At 67.8% G+C, this 16438-nt stretch carries 16 protein-coding genes and 1 riboswitch; of the genes, 15 read left to right on the top strand and 1 reads right to left on the bottom strand.

Annotation, left to right across the window (positions count from 1 at the left end):
* Positions 1 to 51 precede the first annotated feature (51 nt).
* From SRU_RS04630 to SRU_RS04610, 5 genes are all read left to right on the top strand, one after another.
* Positions 52 to 699: a uracil-DNA glycosylase gene (locus SRU_RS04630; protein WP_164923531.1), complete on the top strand. Its 648-nt coding sequence runs from the start codon at positions 52 to 54 to the stop codon at positions 697 to 699.
* Between the two features lie 165 nt (positions 700 to 864).
* The gene (locus SRU_RS04625; RefSeq protein ID WP_011403639.1) at positions 865 to 1566 is read left to right on the top strand and encodes a DUF2461 domain-containing protein; all 702 of its coding nucleotides are present in this window, start codon (positions 865 to 867) and stop codon (positions 1564 to 1566) included.
* Between the two features lie 239 nt (positions 1567 to 1805).
* Positions 1806 to 2489 (top strand): hypothetical protein, encoded by a 684-nt coding sequence (locus tag SRU_RS04620; protein ID WP_221231568.1) that lies wholly within the window; start codon positions 1806 to 1808, stop codon positions 2487 to 2489.
* A gap of 77 nt (positions 2490 to 2566) precedes the next feature.
* Positions 2567 to 3526 carry a helix-turn-helix transcriptional regulator gene (locus tag SRU_RS04615; protein WP_011403637.1) on the top strand — a complete coding sequence of 320 codons (960 nt, stop codon included), beginning with the start codon at positions 2567 to 2569 and terminating at the stop codon, positions 3524 to 3526.
* Positions 3527 to 3556: 30 nt separating this feature from the next.
* Positions 3557 to 4405, top strand: coding sequence for an alpha/beta fold hydrolase (locus tag SRU_RS04610; protein WP_011403636.1), 849 nt, complete (start codon positions 3557 to 3559; stop codon positions 4403 to 4405).
* Positions 4406 to 4432: 27 nt separating this feature from the next.
* On the opposite strand, the gene SRU_RS04605 is transcribed toward SRU_RS04610, so the two are convergent.
* Entirely contained in the window at positions 4433 to 6388 is a 1956-nt protein-coding gene (locus SRU_RS04605) for a sensor histidine kinase (protein ID WP_237701955.1), read from the bottom strand.
* A gap of 210 nt (positions 6389 to 6598) precedes the next feature.
* On the opposite strand from SRU_RS04605, the gene SRU_RS04600 reads away from it, so the two are divergent.
* From SRU_RS04600 to SRU_RS04555, 10 genes are all read left to right on the top strand, one after another.
* Positions 6599 to 6994 carry a hypothetical protein gene (locus SRU_RS04600; protein ID WP_011403634.1) on the top strand — a complete coding sequence of 132 codons (396 nt, stop codon included), beginning with the start codon at positions 6599 to 6601 and terminating at the stop codon, positions 6992 to 6994.
* Positions 6995 to 7092: 98 nt separating this feature from the next.
* Positions 7093 to 7443, top strand: a riboswitch (cobalamin riboswitch).
* A 217-nt stretch (positions 7444 to 7660) separates the two neighbouring features.
* Positions 7661 to 9637 (top strand): TonB-dependent receptor plug domain-containing protein, encoded by a 1977-nt coding sequence (locus SRU_RS04595; protein ID WP_011403633.1) that lies wholly within the window; start codon positions 7661 to 7663, stop codon positions 9635 to 9637.
* A gap of 12 nt (positions 9638 to 9649) precedes the next feature.
* Complete coding sequence (locus SRU_RS04590) at positions 9650 to 10846, top strand: YncE family protein (protein ID WP_011403632.1); 1197 nt, start codon at positions 9650 to 9652, stop codon at positions 10844 to 10846.
* 55 nt (positions 10847 to 10901) lie between these two features.
* Entirely contained in the window at positions 10902 to 11444 is a 543-nt protein-coding gene (locus tag SRU_RS04585) for a DUF6580 family putative transport protein (protein WP_011403631.1), read from the top strand.
* A gap of 21 nt (positions 11445 to 11465) precedes the next feature.
* Positions 11466 to 12410, top strand: a complete 945-nt coding sequence (locus SRU_RS04580; protein ID WP_011403630.1) for a cobalamin-binding protein — start codon at positions 11466 to 11468, stop codon at positions 12408 to 12410.
* A 27-nt stretch (positions 12411 to 12437) separates the two neighbouring features.
* Complete coding sequence (locus SRU_RS04575; protein WP_011403629.1) at positions 12438 to 12650, top strand: (2Fe-2S)-binding protein; 213 nt, start codon at positions 12438 to 12440, stop codon at positions 12648 to 12650.
* A gap of 107 nt (positions 12651 to 12757) precedes the next feature.
* On the top strand, positions 12758 to 13504 hold the full coding sequence (locus tag SRU_RS04570; RefSeq protein WP_011403628.1) for a PIG-L deacetylase family protein: 747 nt from the start codon (positions 12758 to 12760) through the stop codon (positions 13502 to 13504).
* A gap of 128 nt (positions 13505 to 13632) precedes the next feature.
* A complete protein-coding gene (locus SRU_RS04565; RefSeq protein WP_013061460.1) occupies positions 13633 to 14691 on the top strand; it encodes a sensor histidine kinase in 1059 nt (352 codons plus the stop codon).
* A 96-nt stretch (positions 14692 to 14787) separates the two neighbouring features.
* Positions 14788 to 15537 carry a 6-phosphogluconolactonase gene (gene pgl / locus SRU_RS04560; RefSeq protein WP_237701953.1) on the top strand — a complete coding sequence of 250 codons (750 nt, stop codon included), beginning with the start codon at positions 14788 to 14790 and terminating at the stop codon, positions 15535 to 15537.
* A gap of 459 nt (positions 15538 to 15996) precedes the next feature.
* Positions 15997 to 16413, top strand: a complete 417-nt coding sequence (locus tag SRU_RS04555; RefSeq protein ID WP_103017888.1) for a co-chaperone GroES — start codon at positions 15997 to 15999, stop codon at positions 16411 to 16413.
* Positions 16414 to 16438 lie beyond the last annotated feature (25 nt).

Below are 16438 nucleotides of genomic sequence, written 5' to 3'. Positions count from 1 at the left end.
CTCGCCCTCTCATTGCCCTTCCCTGTTTCCCCTCACGCCCCCTTTCCCTGTATGCTCCCCGCCGTCTGGGACCTCTTCGAGACGCACGTCTTTCCGGCCGCTTCCACCGACGAGCTGTTCAACCCGTACCGCGACCGCCGGGACGACCTCGACGTGCCCGAGGCCCCCACCCATCGCCGCGACAACCTGCGGCGGTACCTGTCGTGCTTCGACGTGCCGCCGCGGCTCTTCCTCCTGCTCGAAGCCCCCGGCCCCTGGGGCTGCCGCTTCTCCGGGGTGCCCGTCACGAGCGAAGCGCAGCTCACCGATCCGGACTTTCCGATCGGCGGGACGGCCACGAGCCAGAAGGACGTGCCGATCACCGAGTACAGCGCGTCCATCTTCTGGCGCGTCCTGCAGCCGCACTTCCCCCACTTCTTCGTCTGGAACAGCCTCCCCCTCCACCCGCACGACGCCGACGATCCGCTCTCGATCCGCACGCCCCGCCGCTCGGAGGTGCGGGACTGGCACGACCTGCTGCGCGGGGTGCTGGATGCGCTCGATCCCGACCGCACAGTCGGCGTGGGCCGCAAGGGCGAACGCGCACTCGACGAGGTCGGTGCCGATCCCACCTACGTGCGCCATCCCTCCCAGGGCGGCGCTAACAAATTCGAGGCGGGAATGAAGTCCATCGTGGCGGAGATGGACCTCGGGACGTAATCCCTCCGGGGGAGCAGCGACAATCTCGAAGGACGCGCGCACCGCGAGGTCCCACGCCTTCGCTTCCACGGGGAGAGGGGACTGGAGAACGGTCCCGCCCGACTCGTTGGTGATTTGTGGACCGTTCTGCGTTCTCGTTTCCACATTTCCCGGCAACTCCCCTCGATGGCTGAGCTCCTATCTCGTCCCCCATTCCCGGGCTTCCGCCCCGAGGCATTCGCGTTTCTCCGCGCCCTGGCCGACCATAACGACCGCGGCTGGTTCAAGGCGCGCAAGGAGACCTACGAGGCGGAACTGAAGGATCCGCTGGAGCTGTTGCTGATCGACGACGCGCGGCGCCTCGCCGAGACGGATCTTCCGCTGACCGCCCATCCCAAGAAGTCTCGGTTCCGGATCTACCGGGACATGCGCTTCACCGACGACAAGACGCCGTACAAGACGCACGTCAGCGGCGTGTTCGACCGCTCGGGGCAGCGCGACGAGAACGGGGTCGTCTACGTGCACGTGGAGCCGGACTACTGCTTTCTGGGAGCGGGCTTTTATCAGCCGAGCGTCTCGTACCTCCGCCCCGTCCGGGAGCGCATCGCGGCGGAGCCGGAGCGGTTCTTCGAGCTGCTCGACGAGATGAAAGGCCGGGGGCTCCCCGTCCACAGCATGGAGGACACCCTCACGGGCATGCCGAAGGGCTTCAGCGACTACCGGGACACCCCGATTGCCCCGTACTTGAAGTGGAAAAACTACGTGGTCAAGCGGGACTACCCGGAGGAGGCCCTCCAGTCCCCGGACTTTGCGGGGGAGGTCGTCCGCATGGCCCGGGATGTGCGGCCGCTCCTTACGTTTGTCTGGGCGGTAGAGCCGTCGTCTTAGGTCGCCCGCCAGGCTCGACGACGTTCGGTCCCCAATGCCCTTCATGGACGCCCGGCCGTGCATCTTCAATCAGAAGCGCTTCCCTGCACATATCCTTCACAGTACCCACTTGACACCTTGAGCAAAACTTTTTTGTGCGTTTGACCAGTCTGGCGGCACAAATTTGGAAACATTCGCCATTTTGGGCATATTTTTCGTGTTACGATCACAATAGCACCGACAGCTCCGTGACGGCATTGATGGCAGTGTCGGGGCCTCTCGTGGGGGTCCTGATTGGATGGATGTTGCACAGGCACGCCGATCACGCGCCCGCCCCGACGGCCCTTCAGCAACGAATCGAACACGTCTGTGCGATCGACCAATGCATTTCGTCGGCCCTGGCGTCGCTCCGTGCCTACGAAACGCGCCTTCTGGTGGGGACGCAGCTCTCGGAGAACGGCTCGGCCTCGACCAAACCGTCCTCGATGAGTCCGGGAAAGGGGAACGCCCCCGGGCTGGAGTGCGGGCGGGCGCCGCTGCGCGAACCACTCGACGGGAAGACGCTGCTCGACGTCAAGCAGGAGGCCGACGAGCACCTCTGGGACTGCACAAGTGCCCTCACCCAGGCAACCGCTGTGCTGGAGGAGGACACGATTCGTCGCGCGCAGGAACTGGTCGACGCGCTGCTGGACGCTCGGGAAACGCTCGAGGCCCAGGAGGCCAGCGGGGAGGCCTCGTCGGAGGCGGTGAGGGGGTGCGTGTCGGCCCTGCACGAGGCTCGCGCCCAATTCCTTCGCACGGCCCGGACGCGGCTGGGATTGGATGCGCTCAGCGAGGAGACGGACGATCGAATCGCGGCCCTGACGCAGCAGGCTTCTTCTCCGTCGTCCCTGCCGCGCCCGTACGTGGCGGCGGGCGTCCGGCTGCCCGAAGAACGCCGATAGCCGGAGGATGAAAGTCCGGCGTCAATTTGGTTATCTTGGCGGGTCCACGTAGCCGTTGCGACGCCGCCCCCTCGCCCATGACGCCCTCCGAACGCTGGCCCGCCATTCTGCTGCAACTAGAGCCTGACGCCTGGACGCGCGCGACCGACCTGGCCCGCGCCCTCGGCGTCAGCGAGCGAACCGTGTACCGCGACGTGCAGGCGATGGTGGAGGCCGGCGTGCCGCTGCAGGGGGTGCCAGGCAAGGGCTACCGGCTGCCGGACGACTACCTGCTCGCCCCCATCCGACTGACGCGCGACGAGGCGGTGATGCTCGTCCTGGGCAGTGCCTACGCCGCCCGCAACTTCAGCGGGCGCTACCAGGCCGCGGCCCGAGCGGCCCGGCACAAGATTGAGGACGTGCTCCCGCCCGACGACCGAGAACGTGTGCTCTCCCTGCGGGGAAGCGTGTCCCTGATCCCGTCCAACGTCTTTGGCGACTCGACCGAGGACGGCCTACTGCGACAGGCGCGCCACGCGCTGGTGGAGGAGCGGACCCTGCTGGCCACGCTGGCGGGCGCGTCCGACAATGGCCCCAGTACGCGGCGCATCGACCCGTACGGCCTGGTGCGACAGGGCAGCGCGTGGCACCTCGTGGGGTACGGCCACGACCGCGAGCATGTGGTTCACCTGCGCCTGGAGCGCATCCGCGGCCTCGACATGACGGACGCCACGTTCGAGCGCCCGGCCAGCTACGGGGCGCGCTCGCAGGGCCCGGCGGCCCCGTCCCAACGGCGCGTCCGGGTCGTCTTCGCCGACGAGGCGGCTGCGGCCGTGCAGGTCCCGTCGTCCGTCGCTGTGGAGTCCCGCGAGCATCTGTCCGACGACCGCCTGCTGCTGACCCTGAACGTCGATCACGTGCTCGAGGTGATGCCGTGGCTCCTGAGTTGGGGGCGCCACGCCCAGGTGCTGGAGCCGCGCGCGCTCCGGGAGCGGATGGCCACGGAGGCCCGCGCCGTGGCCGACCAGTACGAGTCGGCCCCCACGCTGCTCGACTAAGCCCGCCGCCGGCCCAATCCCCTTCGTCCCATGCCTTCGGCCCCGACCGCCCCGGACGCCACGCGGACCGTTCAGACCCCGGCCGGCCCGCTCGCCTACACCGACGCGGGCAGCGGGCCGCCCGTCGTCTTCCTCCACGGCAACCCCACGAGCGCCCGCCTCTACCGCCACCTCCTCCGCGACCTGGCGCGGGACCACCGGTGCATCGCGCCCGATTATCTCGGGTTTGGCCGCTCGGCCGCCCCACCAGGCTTCTCGTACCGCCCTCCCGCACACGCCGTGCTGGTGGAGCGCCTGCTGTGCGCACTGGACCTTTCGGATCTCACCCTCGTGCTGCACGACTGGGGCGGCCCGATCGGCATGGCCTACGCCCTCCGCCACCCCGACACCGTCCGGCGCCTCGTGCTGATGAACACCTGGGCGTGGCCGCTCACGCACCGCCCACTGCTGCAGGGGGCAAGCCGACTGCTTGCCACCCCGGCGGGCCGCCTCGCCGTCGAGCACGGCAATGCGTTCGCGCGCATCGTCATGCCGATGACCACCGGCGGCGGCCCCCAACACGACTGGATTACGGACTACGCCGCCGCCCTGGACTCCCGGCCGCGCCGACACGCCTGCTGGGCCTTCGCCCGGGCCCTCCGCACCGAGGCCGACTGGCTCCGGGCCCTGTGGACGCGGCGACACCGGCTGCGGGACTGCCCGGCCCTCCTGTGCTGGGGCATGGCCGATCCGGCGTTCGGCACTGAGGCGTGCCTGCGGCGCTGGCAGAACGTCGTTTCGGGGACCGCCGTGCGCCGCTACCCCTCGGTCGGCCACTACGTGCCGGAGGAGTTGGGGCCGGCGCTCGTCGACCCTGTGCGGCGGTTTCTCGCCCCCTAGCTCTTTTGCGCCGGATCGACGCCCCAGTCAGTTCATCGGCCCCTCGGCGACGGCCGGGGCGGACGCCTCCGCCTCCGTCAACGACGGCAGTTCGACCGTGAACGCACTGCCCTCCCCCTTGGCGCTGTCCACCTCGATGGCGCCCCCGAGCAGGTCCACCAGGCGCTTCGTGAGGGCGAGGCCCAACCCGGTCCCTTCGTACTCCCGCGCCACCCCCTCGGACTCCTGCTTAAACGGCTCGAAGAGATGCGGCCGAAACGCGGGGTCGATGCCGACACCCGTGTCCCGCACGTGAATGCGAACCCCAAACGCGACGGGCTCAACCCAGACTTGACATCTCCCCTTCTCCGTGAACTTGACGGCGTTCTGGACCAGGTTGTTGAGGATGCGGTACAGGAGCGCGCGATCCGTCGCCACGACACAGTCCTCCGGCACGTCGAGCTCCGCGGTGAGGGCCTTGTCCTCGATCGCCTGCGCATGCCGGTCGACGACGTCGCGGACCACCCCCGGAACCGACACCTCCTGCACCGTCACCTCGAGCGTGCCGGACTCAATCTGCGCCATGTCCAGCACCGACTGGAGCGTGTCCGAAAGGCGCCGTCCGCTCTCCCGAATCTGAAGGGCAAACGACCGGTGCGGCTCCTCGGCCTCCTCCATGATCACTTCCGCGTAGCCCGTGATGGTGGTAATGGGCGTGCGGAGTTCGTGGCTCATGTTGTGGATCAAGGTTGACTTGAGCCGAGCCGCCTGCTCGGCCTCCTGTTTCGCACGGAGCATCTCGTCCTCCCACTCCTTCCGTTCGGAGAGGTCCCGCACGGCGCACACGTGAACGGGCTCGTCGCCGGTCGTCACGGTCCGCGTTTCGACCTCGACCGGGGTCGTCGTGCCGCCCGCATGGACCAGTTCGGTCTCGACCGGGGCGTCGGTCCTCCCCTCGGCCCGGTCCCAATGAACCGACGGGGCCGACGCGAGGAGGGCGGTGATGTCCTTCCCGATCAGGGCCTCCCGGTCCGTGTCCATCATCTGGGCCAGGGATGCATTCGCGTCGACGATCGTTCCGTCGGTCTCGTGGAGGGCGATGCCCTCAAGCGTGGCCTCCGCCAGCCGACGAAAGCGGGCCCGGCTTTCCTCCAGCTCCTGCGTGCGGCGCTGGACGGCCGCCCGAAGCCCAATCACGACAATCGCGCCCACGAGCCCTCCGCCCGCAAGAATCAGGAGTGCTGCTCGGAGATAGGTTGAGGGCCACCCGACCTGGGCAAGATCGTCCCGGCCTCGGGGCTCGATTTGGTAGTACTCGTCGTACGGCGCCTCAAAGTCGTATTGGCCCACCACCCCTGTCACCTCGATCGCGTCGCCCTCTGCGAAGCGATCCAGCCCGAACCGGTCTCCGTGCCGCTCCGCCACGAACACTTCAATCTGCGCCGGCGACGCGGTCCCCTGGGCCTGAAGGCGCAGGTAGTCGCCCCCCCGGTTGGTCCCCTTTCCGGCGATGCGCCCTCGAACGCGGGCGAGCCGGCCCTCGTGCTGCTCCCCCGCCGCTGTGTTCACGGTGAGTGGAAGCGGGGCCGGCGTGCGGGCCCCGGCCTCCACAACCCGCCCCTCGGCCCCCCGCAGTCGGGTCAGCCCGTAGGCGTGCGTCACCACTCCCCGAACGCGAAGGCTGTCGCCCCGCTCCACGACCAGGCTGTCGGGCAGACGCACGTGGATCCCGGCCGTACGGTCCTGAACCGCAACCAGTCGGGGCCGGGACACGGCCAGGCGCCCTCGCCCCGCCGTGACCCGCCCCGCCACCGTCACGGTCTCTCCCCTCCGGTCCGGAACGTGGTCCGCATTCGCATCCACTCGGACCTCGGCAATGGACGCCGCCGGTCCAAGCCGAAGGCTGTCGTCGGGGGTCGGACGGGCAGCCCCCCATGCCGGACCGGCGATCCATAGAAGTCCCGCTCCGATAAACGAAAGGTGCCAGGCAATGGCTCGAGACACAACGAGGAACGCAGTTGGTGGGGGGGCGGATGTGCCCGTTTTGTTTTCCATTCCCAAAAGTGAAGCGGGCACTCCTCGAAATCAAGTGTCCGCCCCTTCGGTCCCCAGGCACGTTCGTTCGGCGCCCCTCCTCGCCTACTGCCCTCTGTGCAACAGGAATGAAGGCGTCGGCGTATGATTATGCTATTTCAACGATTCAAACCCGGCGCCATGCCCATGTCTCTCATTCCCCTGGTTGCGGTCGTCATGGTCTTCGCCACCCCCATTTTGGGCATTGCCCTCGCCGGGTACAAGGAGTGGCTTAAATTCAAGACCAAGCACCGGGAACTGGGCAGCTCCACGCGTGAGGTTGAGGACCGGATCGACGGACTACAGGACCGCCTCGCTCGCCTGGAGGCGGAACGGGATGCCCTGCAGGAGCGGGTGCAGAACCTGGAAACAATCGTCACCAGCGAGGCCTGGATCGCGGATCACGACGAGTCCAGCGGGCTCTCCCCACTGGACGGCACAGCCCCTGGCCCCCTTGAGGCCCCCGACGACGACGCCTCCCTCCCGAACGATGCGGCACGCACCGCGAAACTGGCCCGCCGCCTCCGCGGTCAGTGACGCCTTTCGCGCCCTGGGCGCGTACACGAAAGATCCCATGAAGGGATTGTGCTTTGCCGCGCCGAGCGTCTACATTGGGATTGTATTTGAGACCCGTTCTTTCACACACGTCACAGGTTCTCGCCCGGCGCCCGCCGGGCGGGATGAAAAGGGAACACCAGTGCCGCCCTGGCGCACGCCGAAGCGCTCAGTTCGTCTTGACGACTGCGCTTCCGTCCTCCGCCACGGCCAGTCTGGGGCTGTACCCGCAACTGTGAATCGAACGACGGACGCGCGCTGGAGGCGGTTCGCCACTGCCCGACCGAGTGACCCCGACAACCATCGTCGGGACGGCTCGTCGTGGCGGGAAGGGGAGCCGCCGAGCGCTTCCGTCGACCGTGGGCCGCCGATCGCTTGGACGGCCCGTGGGTTCGACGAGCCAGGAGACCTGCCTGTGTGCGTGACGAGGATCCCGACCGCCATCGCGGATTCTCTCACCGCCAACAACCTCCGGGACCAGAGGCTTGTGGCGCGCTTGCCCCGATCATGGCCCCGTTCTTCCGTGCGTCCCCTCCGTAGCGGACGCCGATCCTGCCCCGTCCGTCCCTCCTGTCGCGGACGTGGGGGCGTCCTTCGTGGGCCCCGTGCAGCCGCCCGCGCCTCTGTACTGAGGTGAGGGCTTTTTCTATGGCTGCACTCGTCTTGCTTATCGCTTCGGCGTTCCTGCTGCCCGTCCCCGGATGGGCCCAGGCACCCGCGCCCGTCGACACGACGCGGCGCCCCCCGGTCGTCTCGGAACCGCCGGACTCGTCCATCGCAATGTCCGTGATCCTCCCCGAGGTGACGGTGGAAGGGGTTCTGGACCGCGCCGCCTCCATCCCGGCGGCCGCCCACGTCACGACCCTCGACGCGGACGCCGTGGCCGCGAGCGGCGCGCAGTCGGTGGCCGACCTCCTGTCGATGCGCTCCGGGGCGTTTGTCAAGCAGTACGGGAGCACGGGCCTCGCCACCCTCTCGATGCGGGGCATGGGCGGCACGCAGACACAGGTCCTGCTCGACGGCCTGCGCGTTGCGAACCCGCAGACGGGCCAGGTGGACCTGTCGCTGCTTCCCACCCTGCTGATCGAGTCGGTGGAGGTGCAGCACGGAGCCGGGTCGGCCCGGCACGGCTCCGGGAGCCTGGGCGGCACCGTTCACCTTCGCACGTTGCGCCCACAGACCGATCCGCTCTTCCGCGTGGCGGGCGGCGGCGGCGCGTACGACGAGCGGCACGTGTCGGCCCTCGCGTCGGGCGGGCGGGGCGCCTGGTCCGGACTGGTGGCGGGGCGCTACTACCGCACGGACGGCGACTTTCAGTACCGCAACTCGTTTCTGGTGCCCACGCAGACGCTGCGGCGGAACGGAGCCGGCGCCCGCACGATGACCCTCTTCGGACGGGGAACGTGGCGGGGGGACGCGCAGCGGTGGCGCCTGTCCGGGTGGTGGACGAAGGCGCGGCGGGGCCTTCCGGGACCGGCTAGCGCACGCAGCGGGGGGGCTCGTCAGTGGGACGAGCTGGGGCGGGTGTGGACGGAGGGCACCCTGCCCCTCGGGGCGGGCACCCTCGAGCTCTCGGCACAGGGACAGCGCTCCCGCCTGCGCTACCGCAACCCCCCGACCCAGACCGACCGCACGACCCTCACGACGGCCACGGACGCGGACGCCGAGCTGCGCTATCCCCTCTCGTCCCTCGGGTCGATCACGGCAGGCACCACGGTCGGCTACGATCACGCCTCGCTGGACGGAGGGGTTGACCGGGTGTCCGGAGCCACGTTCGTGGACGCGACCCTCTCCCTCGCTCCGTTTGAGCTTCAGCCGGCGGTGCGGCTCGACGCCATCGGGGCGAACGGCGAGCCCACGGTCGTGCCGAGTCCTCGTCTGGGCGTCCGCCTGCGCCCGTTCGACGATGTCGGCCTTACGCTCCGCGGCCTCGTGGGACGCGCCTTCCGCTACCCTACCTTCAACGAGCGCTACTACGAGCCGGGGGGGACCCCTGGGCTTCAGCCCGAAGACGGCTGGACCACGGAGGGCGGCGTGTCCTTCCGTCTCGCGCGCCCCGACGCCCTCCTCACGGTGGAGGCCACCGCCTTTGCCACGCGCCTGACCGACAAGATTGTGTGGCGGCCCAGCTACGTGTCGAACGGCGTGCAGGTGTGGAGCCCGTCCAACGTGTCCCACGTCCACAGCCGGGGGCTGGAGCTGAGCGTGCGGGGACGGCAACAACTGCGTTCGAATTTGTCCCTGTCCGGCGGCAGCCACTTCACCCACACCGAAGCCGAAAACCGGGCAAACCCCGACTCGCCGGCCTACGGGGCGCAACTGCCCTACGTCCCCCGACAGACGTGGAAATTGTGGGGCCGTGCGGAATGGCGAGGACTGTCCGTCTCCGCGACGGGCCGGCTCGTAGGCCCTCGCTTCTACTCTGCCGACGAATCAAGGTCGCTCGCACCGTACCAGACGGTTGACGTCCGGGCCGCCTACGAGTGGGCCTTCGATGCGGGCCGACTCGCCCTGGAGGCGCAGGTCAAAAATGTGCTCGACCGCCGCTACGAAATCGTGCGGCTCTACCCCATGCCCCCCCGCCACGCCACCCTTCGACTTCGCTTTTCCTTTCCCTCTTCCTGACCTCTATCGACGATGCGTTCTTCTTCCTCGTCTTCCGTTCTCCCGTCCCTTCCGAATGCGCGGCTGCGCCGCCCCGCCGTCTGGATCGCATTCCTGGCCGTCGCTGCCCTGTCGCTCACGGGCTGCGACCTCTTTGGCTCGAATGACGACGAGGGCCGCCGCGTGACGACGGACGTGGTGATCGCCAATTCGGGCAACTTCAGTGCCCAGGACGGCTCCCTTACGCTTTACAACCCCACCGCCTCTACGGCCACCCTCAAGGACATCGAAGTGGCCTTTATCAACAGCCTGGCTCAGCACAACGGTCGTCTCTTCGTCGTCGACAATACAACCTCCGATAATGCAGGCAAGATTACGACGTTCGATACTGAGCAGCTCGGTCCAGTGGATCAGATCACAAATCTGCAGCGCTCACCGCGACGGATTGCCTTCCCCGAAGAGAATAAGGGTTATGTCACCAACCTAAGTCGCGATCTGGATGACGCTCCATCGAACTTCGTCCCTGATACGAGCACCGTATCGGTGGTGGACCTGGAAGCCGACTCGGTCACGAAACGGGTTGACGTTGGTCGGTCGCCGGAGGGAATTGCCGCGGTTGCCAGGAAGGCGTTTGTAGCCAACTCTGCGGACGGGACTCTCTCTGTCCTCGATGCGGGCGCCGACACCGTAAACACCACGCTGTCTCTCCCCGACTGCGCCAATCCGAAGAGTGTATTCGTGGACGATGAGAACGAGGTGGCGGTGGTCTGTCAGGGTGGAGGCGAACAGGCTTCCGAAGTGCTGTTCTTGAGCCCGATCGAGGAAACGATCAAAGACCGCGTGGAGCTTGGTGCCCCCATTGGTTCGGCGAACGGGTCGCAGTCAGCGTATTACTCGGAGGGGGCCGAAGAGCTGTACACCATTAGCGGGAGCCAGGCATTCGGAGGGAACGGAACGGGAGAGATCTTCCGGATCGATACCAACGCCAATGCGCTCGACGCGACCCTCGAGATCCCGCAGGACGATGGGCTGATCGGTATCACTGCGGTTGGGTACGACGACGTGACTCAGGACCTGTACGTGACCCGTCTGCCCGTTGGTGCAGGTGGGTTTCCACTTTTCAGTGCGAATGGTACGGCGCTCGTTCTGGATCGACAAGGGAACGAAGTCACACGCTTCGAGACCGGGAACTCTCCGGGACACATCACCTTCCTCGGCGACCGGCAGTAGGGCCTCTGCGCGTTCTCGTGCGCCTCCGTTTCTACCGGCAAACATCTAGGCTCCTATGACGTCTCGCGATCGTCTCATCCGCTTCGCCGTTCTCACCGGCATCGTCCTGCTCGCTGCGGCCGCCCGCATCGCCCCGCACCCGCACAACGTCACGCCCATCGCCGCGCTGGCGCTCTTTGGCGGGGCGCACTTTGCGAACCGGTGGGTGGGCCTCCGCGTGTCGCTCGGGGCCCTGCTGCTGGGCGACCTCGTGATCGGCTTCCACGCGCTCGTGCCGTTTGTCTACGGCGGCTTCGCGGCCATCGGCGTGCTCGGCTTCGGGCTTCGGTCGGAGCGGAGCGTGGGGCGCGTCGTCGGGGCTACCGTGGCCGGGTCGCTGCTGTTCTTCCTGGTCACCAATTTCGGAATGTGGTGGCTGTTCGACACCTACCCGCCGACGGCCGCCGGCCTCTGGGCCTGCTACGTCGCCGGCCTCCCGTACCTCGCCAACAGCCTCGCGGGCAATGCCGCGTACGTGGGCCTCTTGTTTGGCGGAGTGGCCCTGCTGAAGCGGGTGGTGCCGGCCCTCCGGGTGGACCCGGCCCCCGCCTCGGCGTAATCCTCACTACTCCTCTTCCCCATGCCCCGCATTGTGTCCCTCATTCCCAGCGCCACCGAGATCGTGGCCGCCCTCGGCCACGGGGACGACCTGGTGGGCCGCTCGCACGAGTGCGACCACCCGCCCGGGGTAGAGGCGCTGCCCGCCCTCACCGCCCCAAAGGTGCCGCTGGAAGGGTCGAGCCGGGAGATTGACGATCAGGTGCGCGCCCTGCTGGACGAGGCGATGTCGGTCTACGACGTGGACGTGGAGCGGCTGAACGCCCTGCGCCCGGACCTCATCCTCACCCAGTCACAGTGCGAGGTGTGCGCCGTGTCCCTCCCAACGGTCGAGCAGGCGGTGGCCGACCGCATCGAGGGCAGCCCGACGGTCGTCGCCCTGGAGCCCCGGTCCCTGGCGGACGTGCGCGACGACATCCGACGCGTGGCCGGGGCGCTCGGCTGCCCGGCCCGCGGCGACCGGCTCGTGCGCCGGATGCGCGACCGGATGCAGGCGACCTCGAACGCAGTGGCGCCCGCCGACGCGACCGACCGCCCTACGGTCGCGGCCCTGGAGTGGATCGATCCGCTGATGGGGGCCGGGGGCTGGGTCCCGACGCTTCTAGAGGCGGCGGGCGGGACGCCGGTCTTTGCCCGTCGCCGCGGCGACCTCGACGCCCTGCACAAGGCCGACCCGGACCGCATCGTCGTAATGGCGTGTGGGTTCGGCCTGTCCCGGACCGATGCGGAGATGGACGTTCTCCGAAACGACAACCGGTGGGCCGCCCTCCGCGCCGTGCAGGCGGGCCACGTGTACCGTGCCGATGGCAACCACTTTTTCAATCGGCCCGGCCCCCGGCTGGCGGCCTCCCTGGACATTCTGGCCGAGATCCTCCACCCGGACCGCTTCCACGCCGCGATCGATCGCTCTCATCGAGAGACGGCCTGGCGGCGCGAGCCGGCCCCGACTCCCTCGGCAACCCGGTAGTTCTTTCTCATTCGCGTCCCCTCCACAATGACCATCGACCGCTGCTACTGCTACGAGCAGACGTTCGCGGCCCTGAAGGCCGTGGCGGAGGACACAGGGGCGGACTCCATCGGCGAGCTGCAGGCCCACGTCACCTTCGGCGAAAACTGCCAGCTCTGTCACCCCTACGCGCGCCGGATGCTGGAGACGGGCCAGACCGTGTTCCACGAGGTCATTGAGGAGGATGGGGACGCCGATTAAGAGGCCTCCCCCTTCCTGGTACAATCCGCGCGGCCCTCGCGGCGACCACGCGGGCGGCTCGTGCATAGGAGGACGTGTATTGCCTTTCGAAACGCCTCCGCCCCCCGATGGCCTCTCTGCTGTACGTCTTCCCCCACCCCGACGACGAGTGTTTTGGCCCGGTGCCCGCCCTCGCCCAGCAGCGCCGCACGGGGCACGAGGTGCACCTGCTCACCCTCACGCGGGGCGAGGCCACGTCGCAACGGGAGCGCCTCGGGTACTCGAAGGCGGACATGGCGGCGGCACGCTACGAGGAGATGCAGGGCGTGGCGGCCACCCTGGACCTTAGCTCCCTGACCGTCCTGGAATACCCGGACGGAGGGCTCGCCGAGCTCAATCCGCTGGTGCTGGAGGACGAGGTGACCGCCCACATCCACGCCCACGAACCGGACGTGGTCGTCACGTACCCCGTCCACGGGATTAGTGGACACCCCGACCATCTCGTGGCCCACGCCGTCGTGAAGCGCGCGGTGTGCGCCCTTCGCCGCGACGGGGCCACCGCCCCTCGCCGGCTTGCGTTTTACACCCTCTCCCCCGCCGACGACGCAGACCGACCGCCCCACCTCACGCACTCCCCCCCAACGCTCATTGACTGCCAGGTACCCATTCGGGACGAGGACCTGGAAACGGGGCGCGAGGCCCTCCACTGCTACGAGACCTACCGCCCCGTTATCGAGGAGCATCGGCCCCTCGACACCATCGGTGATCGCGTGTCGTTCGAGCTATTTGCAGAGACGCACGATCCGCCCCTCTCCTCGCTCCTCGACCGCCTGCCCGCCCTCGACGACGAGGCGGGCCTCCCCAGCGCCCCGTAGCGCCTCGCCGGGGACGGTTTTCGGTTTGTTAACGCCTCCGCCCCCTGGACAGTGGAACGCGCGGCTGGGGCAAGAAAGTATGACCCGATCCAATCGCATGTTGAGTTTCTGATAACCCCGCAGAGCCCGTGTCATTTGTTCCCCGGCTCCCCCCGTTCGTGAGCCGCCTGGGCCTGAAGCTTGGAGCCACGGCGGGCCTCATCGCCGGGCTGGGAGCAGTGGCCGTGTCGAGCGCCTCCGGCGGGAGCGCCGCCCTGCTCGGACTGGGCACTGCCGTCCTCGTCTACGCCGCGAGTCACGTCTGGCTCCACCGCCGCCTCCGCCACCTCCAGGGGGTCCTGCACGAGATCCGCACCCACGAGTTTGCCGCCGAGACGCCGCCCTCCGGCCCCCACGGCGACGAGCTGAGCACGCTTCTCTGGGAGGTCTACCGCACCGGCCAGAGCCTGGAAACCGAAATCCAGGAGCTCAAGGAGATGGAAAGCTACCGGCGCGAGTTTATCGGAAACGTGTCCCACGAGCTCAAAACACCGATCTTTTCCGTCCAGGGCTTCGCTGAGACATTGCTGGACGGCGCCCTCGACGACGAGTCGGTGAACCGCACGTTCCTCAAAAAAATCCTCCACCACGCCAACCGCCTCGACAGCCTCGCCCGCGACCTCTCGACCATTACCAAGATCGAGACGGACGAGCTCGACATGTCAAACGAGGCGTTCAACGTGGCGGAGCTGTTCGACGCCGCGATCGAGTCGGTCGAAATTCGGGCCGAGGAGAAGGGCATTATGCCCCGGCAACGAGTCGCACCGGACCTTCCCCAGATCTACGGCGACTTCGACCGTCTCCGTCGGGTCCTCGTGAACCTGGTGGACAACGCCATCAAGTACAACCAGGACGGCGGTACCGTCCAGCTGGAGGCCGAGAGCCAGAACGACGAGGTCGTGATCCGGGTCGTGGACGACGGCATCGGCATCTCACCGGACCACCTTCCCCGCCTCACCGAGCGCTTCTACCGCGTGGACAAGAGCCGGTCTCGCAACCAGGGGGGCACCGGACTGGGACTCGCCATCGTAAAGCACATCCTCGCCGCCCACGATCGCGAACTTCACGTCGAGAGCGCTCCCGAGGAGGGCTCCACGTTTTATTTCACCCTGCCGACCTCGCCCCAGCCCAGCCTGCAGCCGGCGTAGGCCGGTCCCAATGCCATGCTCGTCCGGGCCGACGGCGGCCTACCACCGCCACGCCACCGCACGGATCCGGCCCTTGTTCCAAACCCACGTGCCCGCATGCCCCCATCGCCCTCGTCTGCCATTCGCCGGTTTCCCGACCTCGAAGCCCTGAGCCGGGCGGCGGCCCGGGACCTGACGGCCGACATCCAGGAGACCCTCCGTGCACAAGACCACTACGCCCTCGCCCTGGCGGGCGGGAGCACGCCGCGGCGCCTCTACGAACTGCTTGCGGCGGAGGCCGAGGGGGCGCTGCCCTGGTCCCAAATCCATCTGTTCTGGGGCGACGAGCGGTTCGTCCCGCTCGACCATCCGGACAGCAACGCCCGCATGGCGAATGATGCACTTGTTGAGGCCGTCCCCATCCCGCCCGACCAGGTGCACCCGATGCCAACCCACCTGGACTCCCCCGACGCGGCCGCCGCGGCCTACGCGGAGACGCTCCGGCACCAGTTCTCCGACCGCTCCACGACATTCGACACGGTCCTTCTCGGCCTCGGGGGCGACGGGCACACGGCCTCCCTCTTCCCCGAAACCGGCACGCCCGAGCAGCGCCGCACCGACGAGGCGTGGGTCCGCCCCGTGACCGCTCCGCCCCGCCACGAGATTCCCCGCCGCCTCACGTGCACCCTGCCGGCGCTCAACGGCGCCCGGCGGGCCGTTTTTCTCGTGGCCGGCGCGAGGAAGGAAGACGCTCTCGCCCGCGTGCTCGACCAAGAGGATTCGTCGCTGCCGGCCGCCCAGGTGGCCCCCCGGGCCGCGCTGCTCTGGTACGTGGACGCGGCGGCACGCCCCCATCCTTCGGAATAAGGGGCACCGTGCAGTCATGCCCACTTTAACGCCCTGTAGGCGCCTCCACCGCCCTCCACACCCTACCAGGGTCGTCCTGCGAGCCGCAACGGCCTTCAAAAGAAGCCATGAACTTCCAGTGCACCCAGTTTGAATAAACGAGACGATCTTGTACGTTTGGATCCGCTGAACATATTTTTTTCACCACTTCTGGTCCCTCCACCCCCACCATGGAGAACCCGATTGACCGCACGATCCGGCTGATGGCCATTGCTGCGGGCGTCGTGAGTCTTCTCGTCTACGCTGTATTTCAGTTCGTTTAGTCCAGGGCGCCTGAGTTCGTCCGGGCCCGGCACCAAGGATGCGTATGGTTTTTGTGCAAACCGAGCGGGAGCATGAACCTGCGGTCGACGGCCACGTTAGGCCTGCCGTCTTTTTTGCTCCGTTCCCCGTTCTCTCTACGAGTTCACGCTCATGTTTATGGCGGACCTGATTGTCGTCGGCGATCGCGTTCTCATCGAGCCACAGACTGGCGAAGACAAAACGGACACCGGTCTTGTGCTGCCCGCGTCGGTATCCCAACAGGGAGAAGTGGTGAGCGGACGGGTCGTCAAAACCGGCCCGGGCTATCTCACCCAGAATCCCGAGTACAGCGAGAGCGAAACCTGGAAGGAGTCCGAAACGCCCGTCCGGTACCTGCCGCTCCAGGCCGACCCGGGCGACTACGCCTTCTTTATGGGCAATGAGGCGATCGACCTGCGCTACGAGGAGACGAACTACATGATCGTCCAACACAACGCCATCCTCGCCCTCGTGCGCGGCGACGACACCCCCGAGGAGGAACCGTCGGATACGACGATCGACGACCTGGAAGACCTCTGGGACGAGGATGAGTAGTCTCGGGGAACTGCCCTCTTAACGA

The sequence above is a fragment of the Salinibacter ruber DSM 13855 genome, from assembly GCF_000013045.1.
Taxonomy (GTDB): domain Bacteria; phylum Bacteroidota; class Rhodothermia; order Rhodothermales; family Salinibacteraceae; genus Salinibacter; species Salinibacter ruber.
This window is presented reverse-complemented; position numbering and strand designations above follow the sequence as displayed.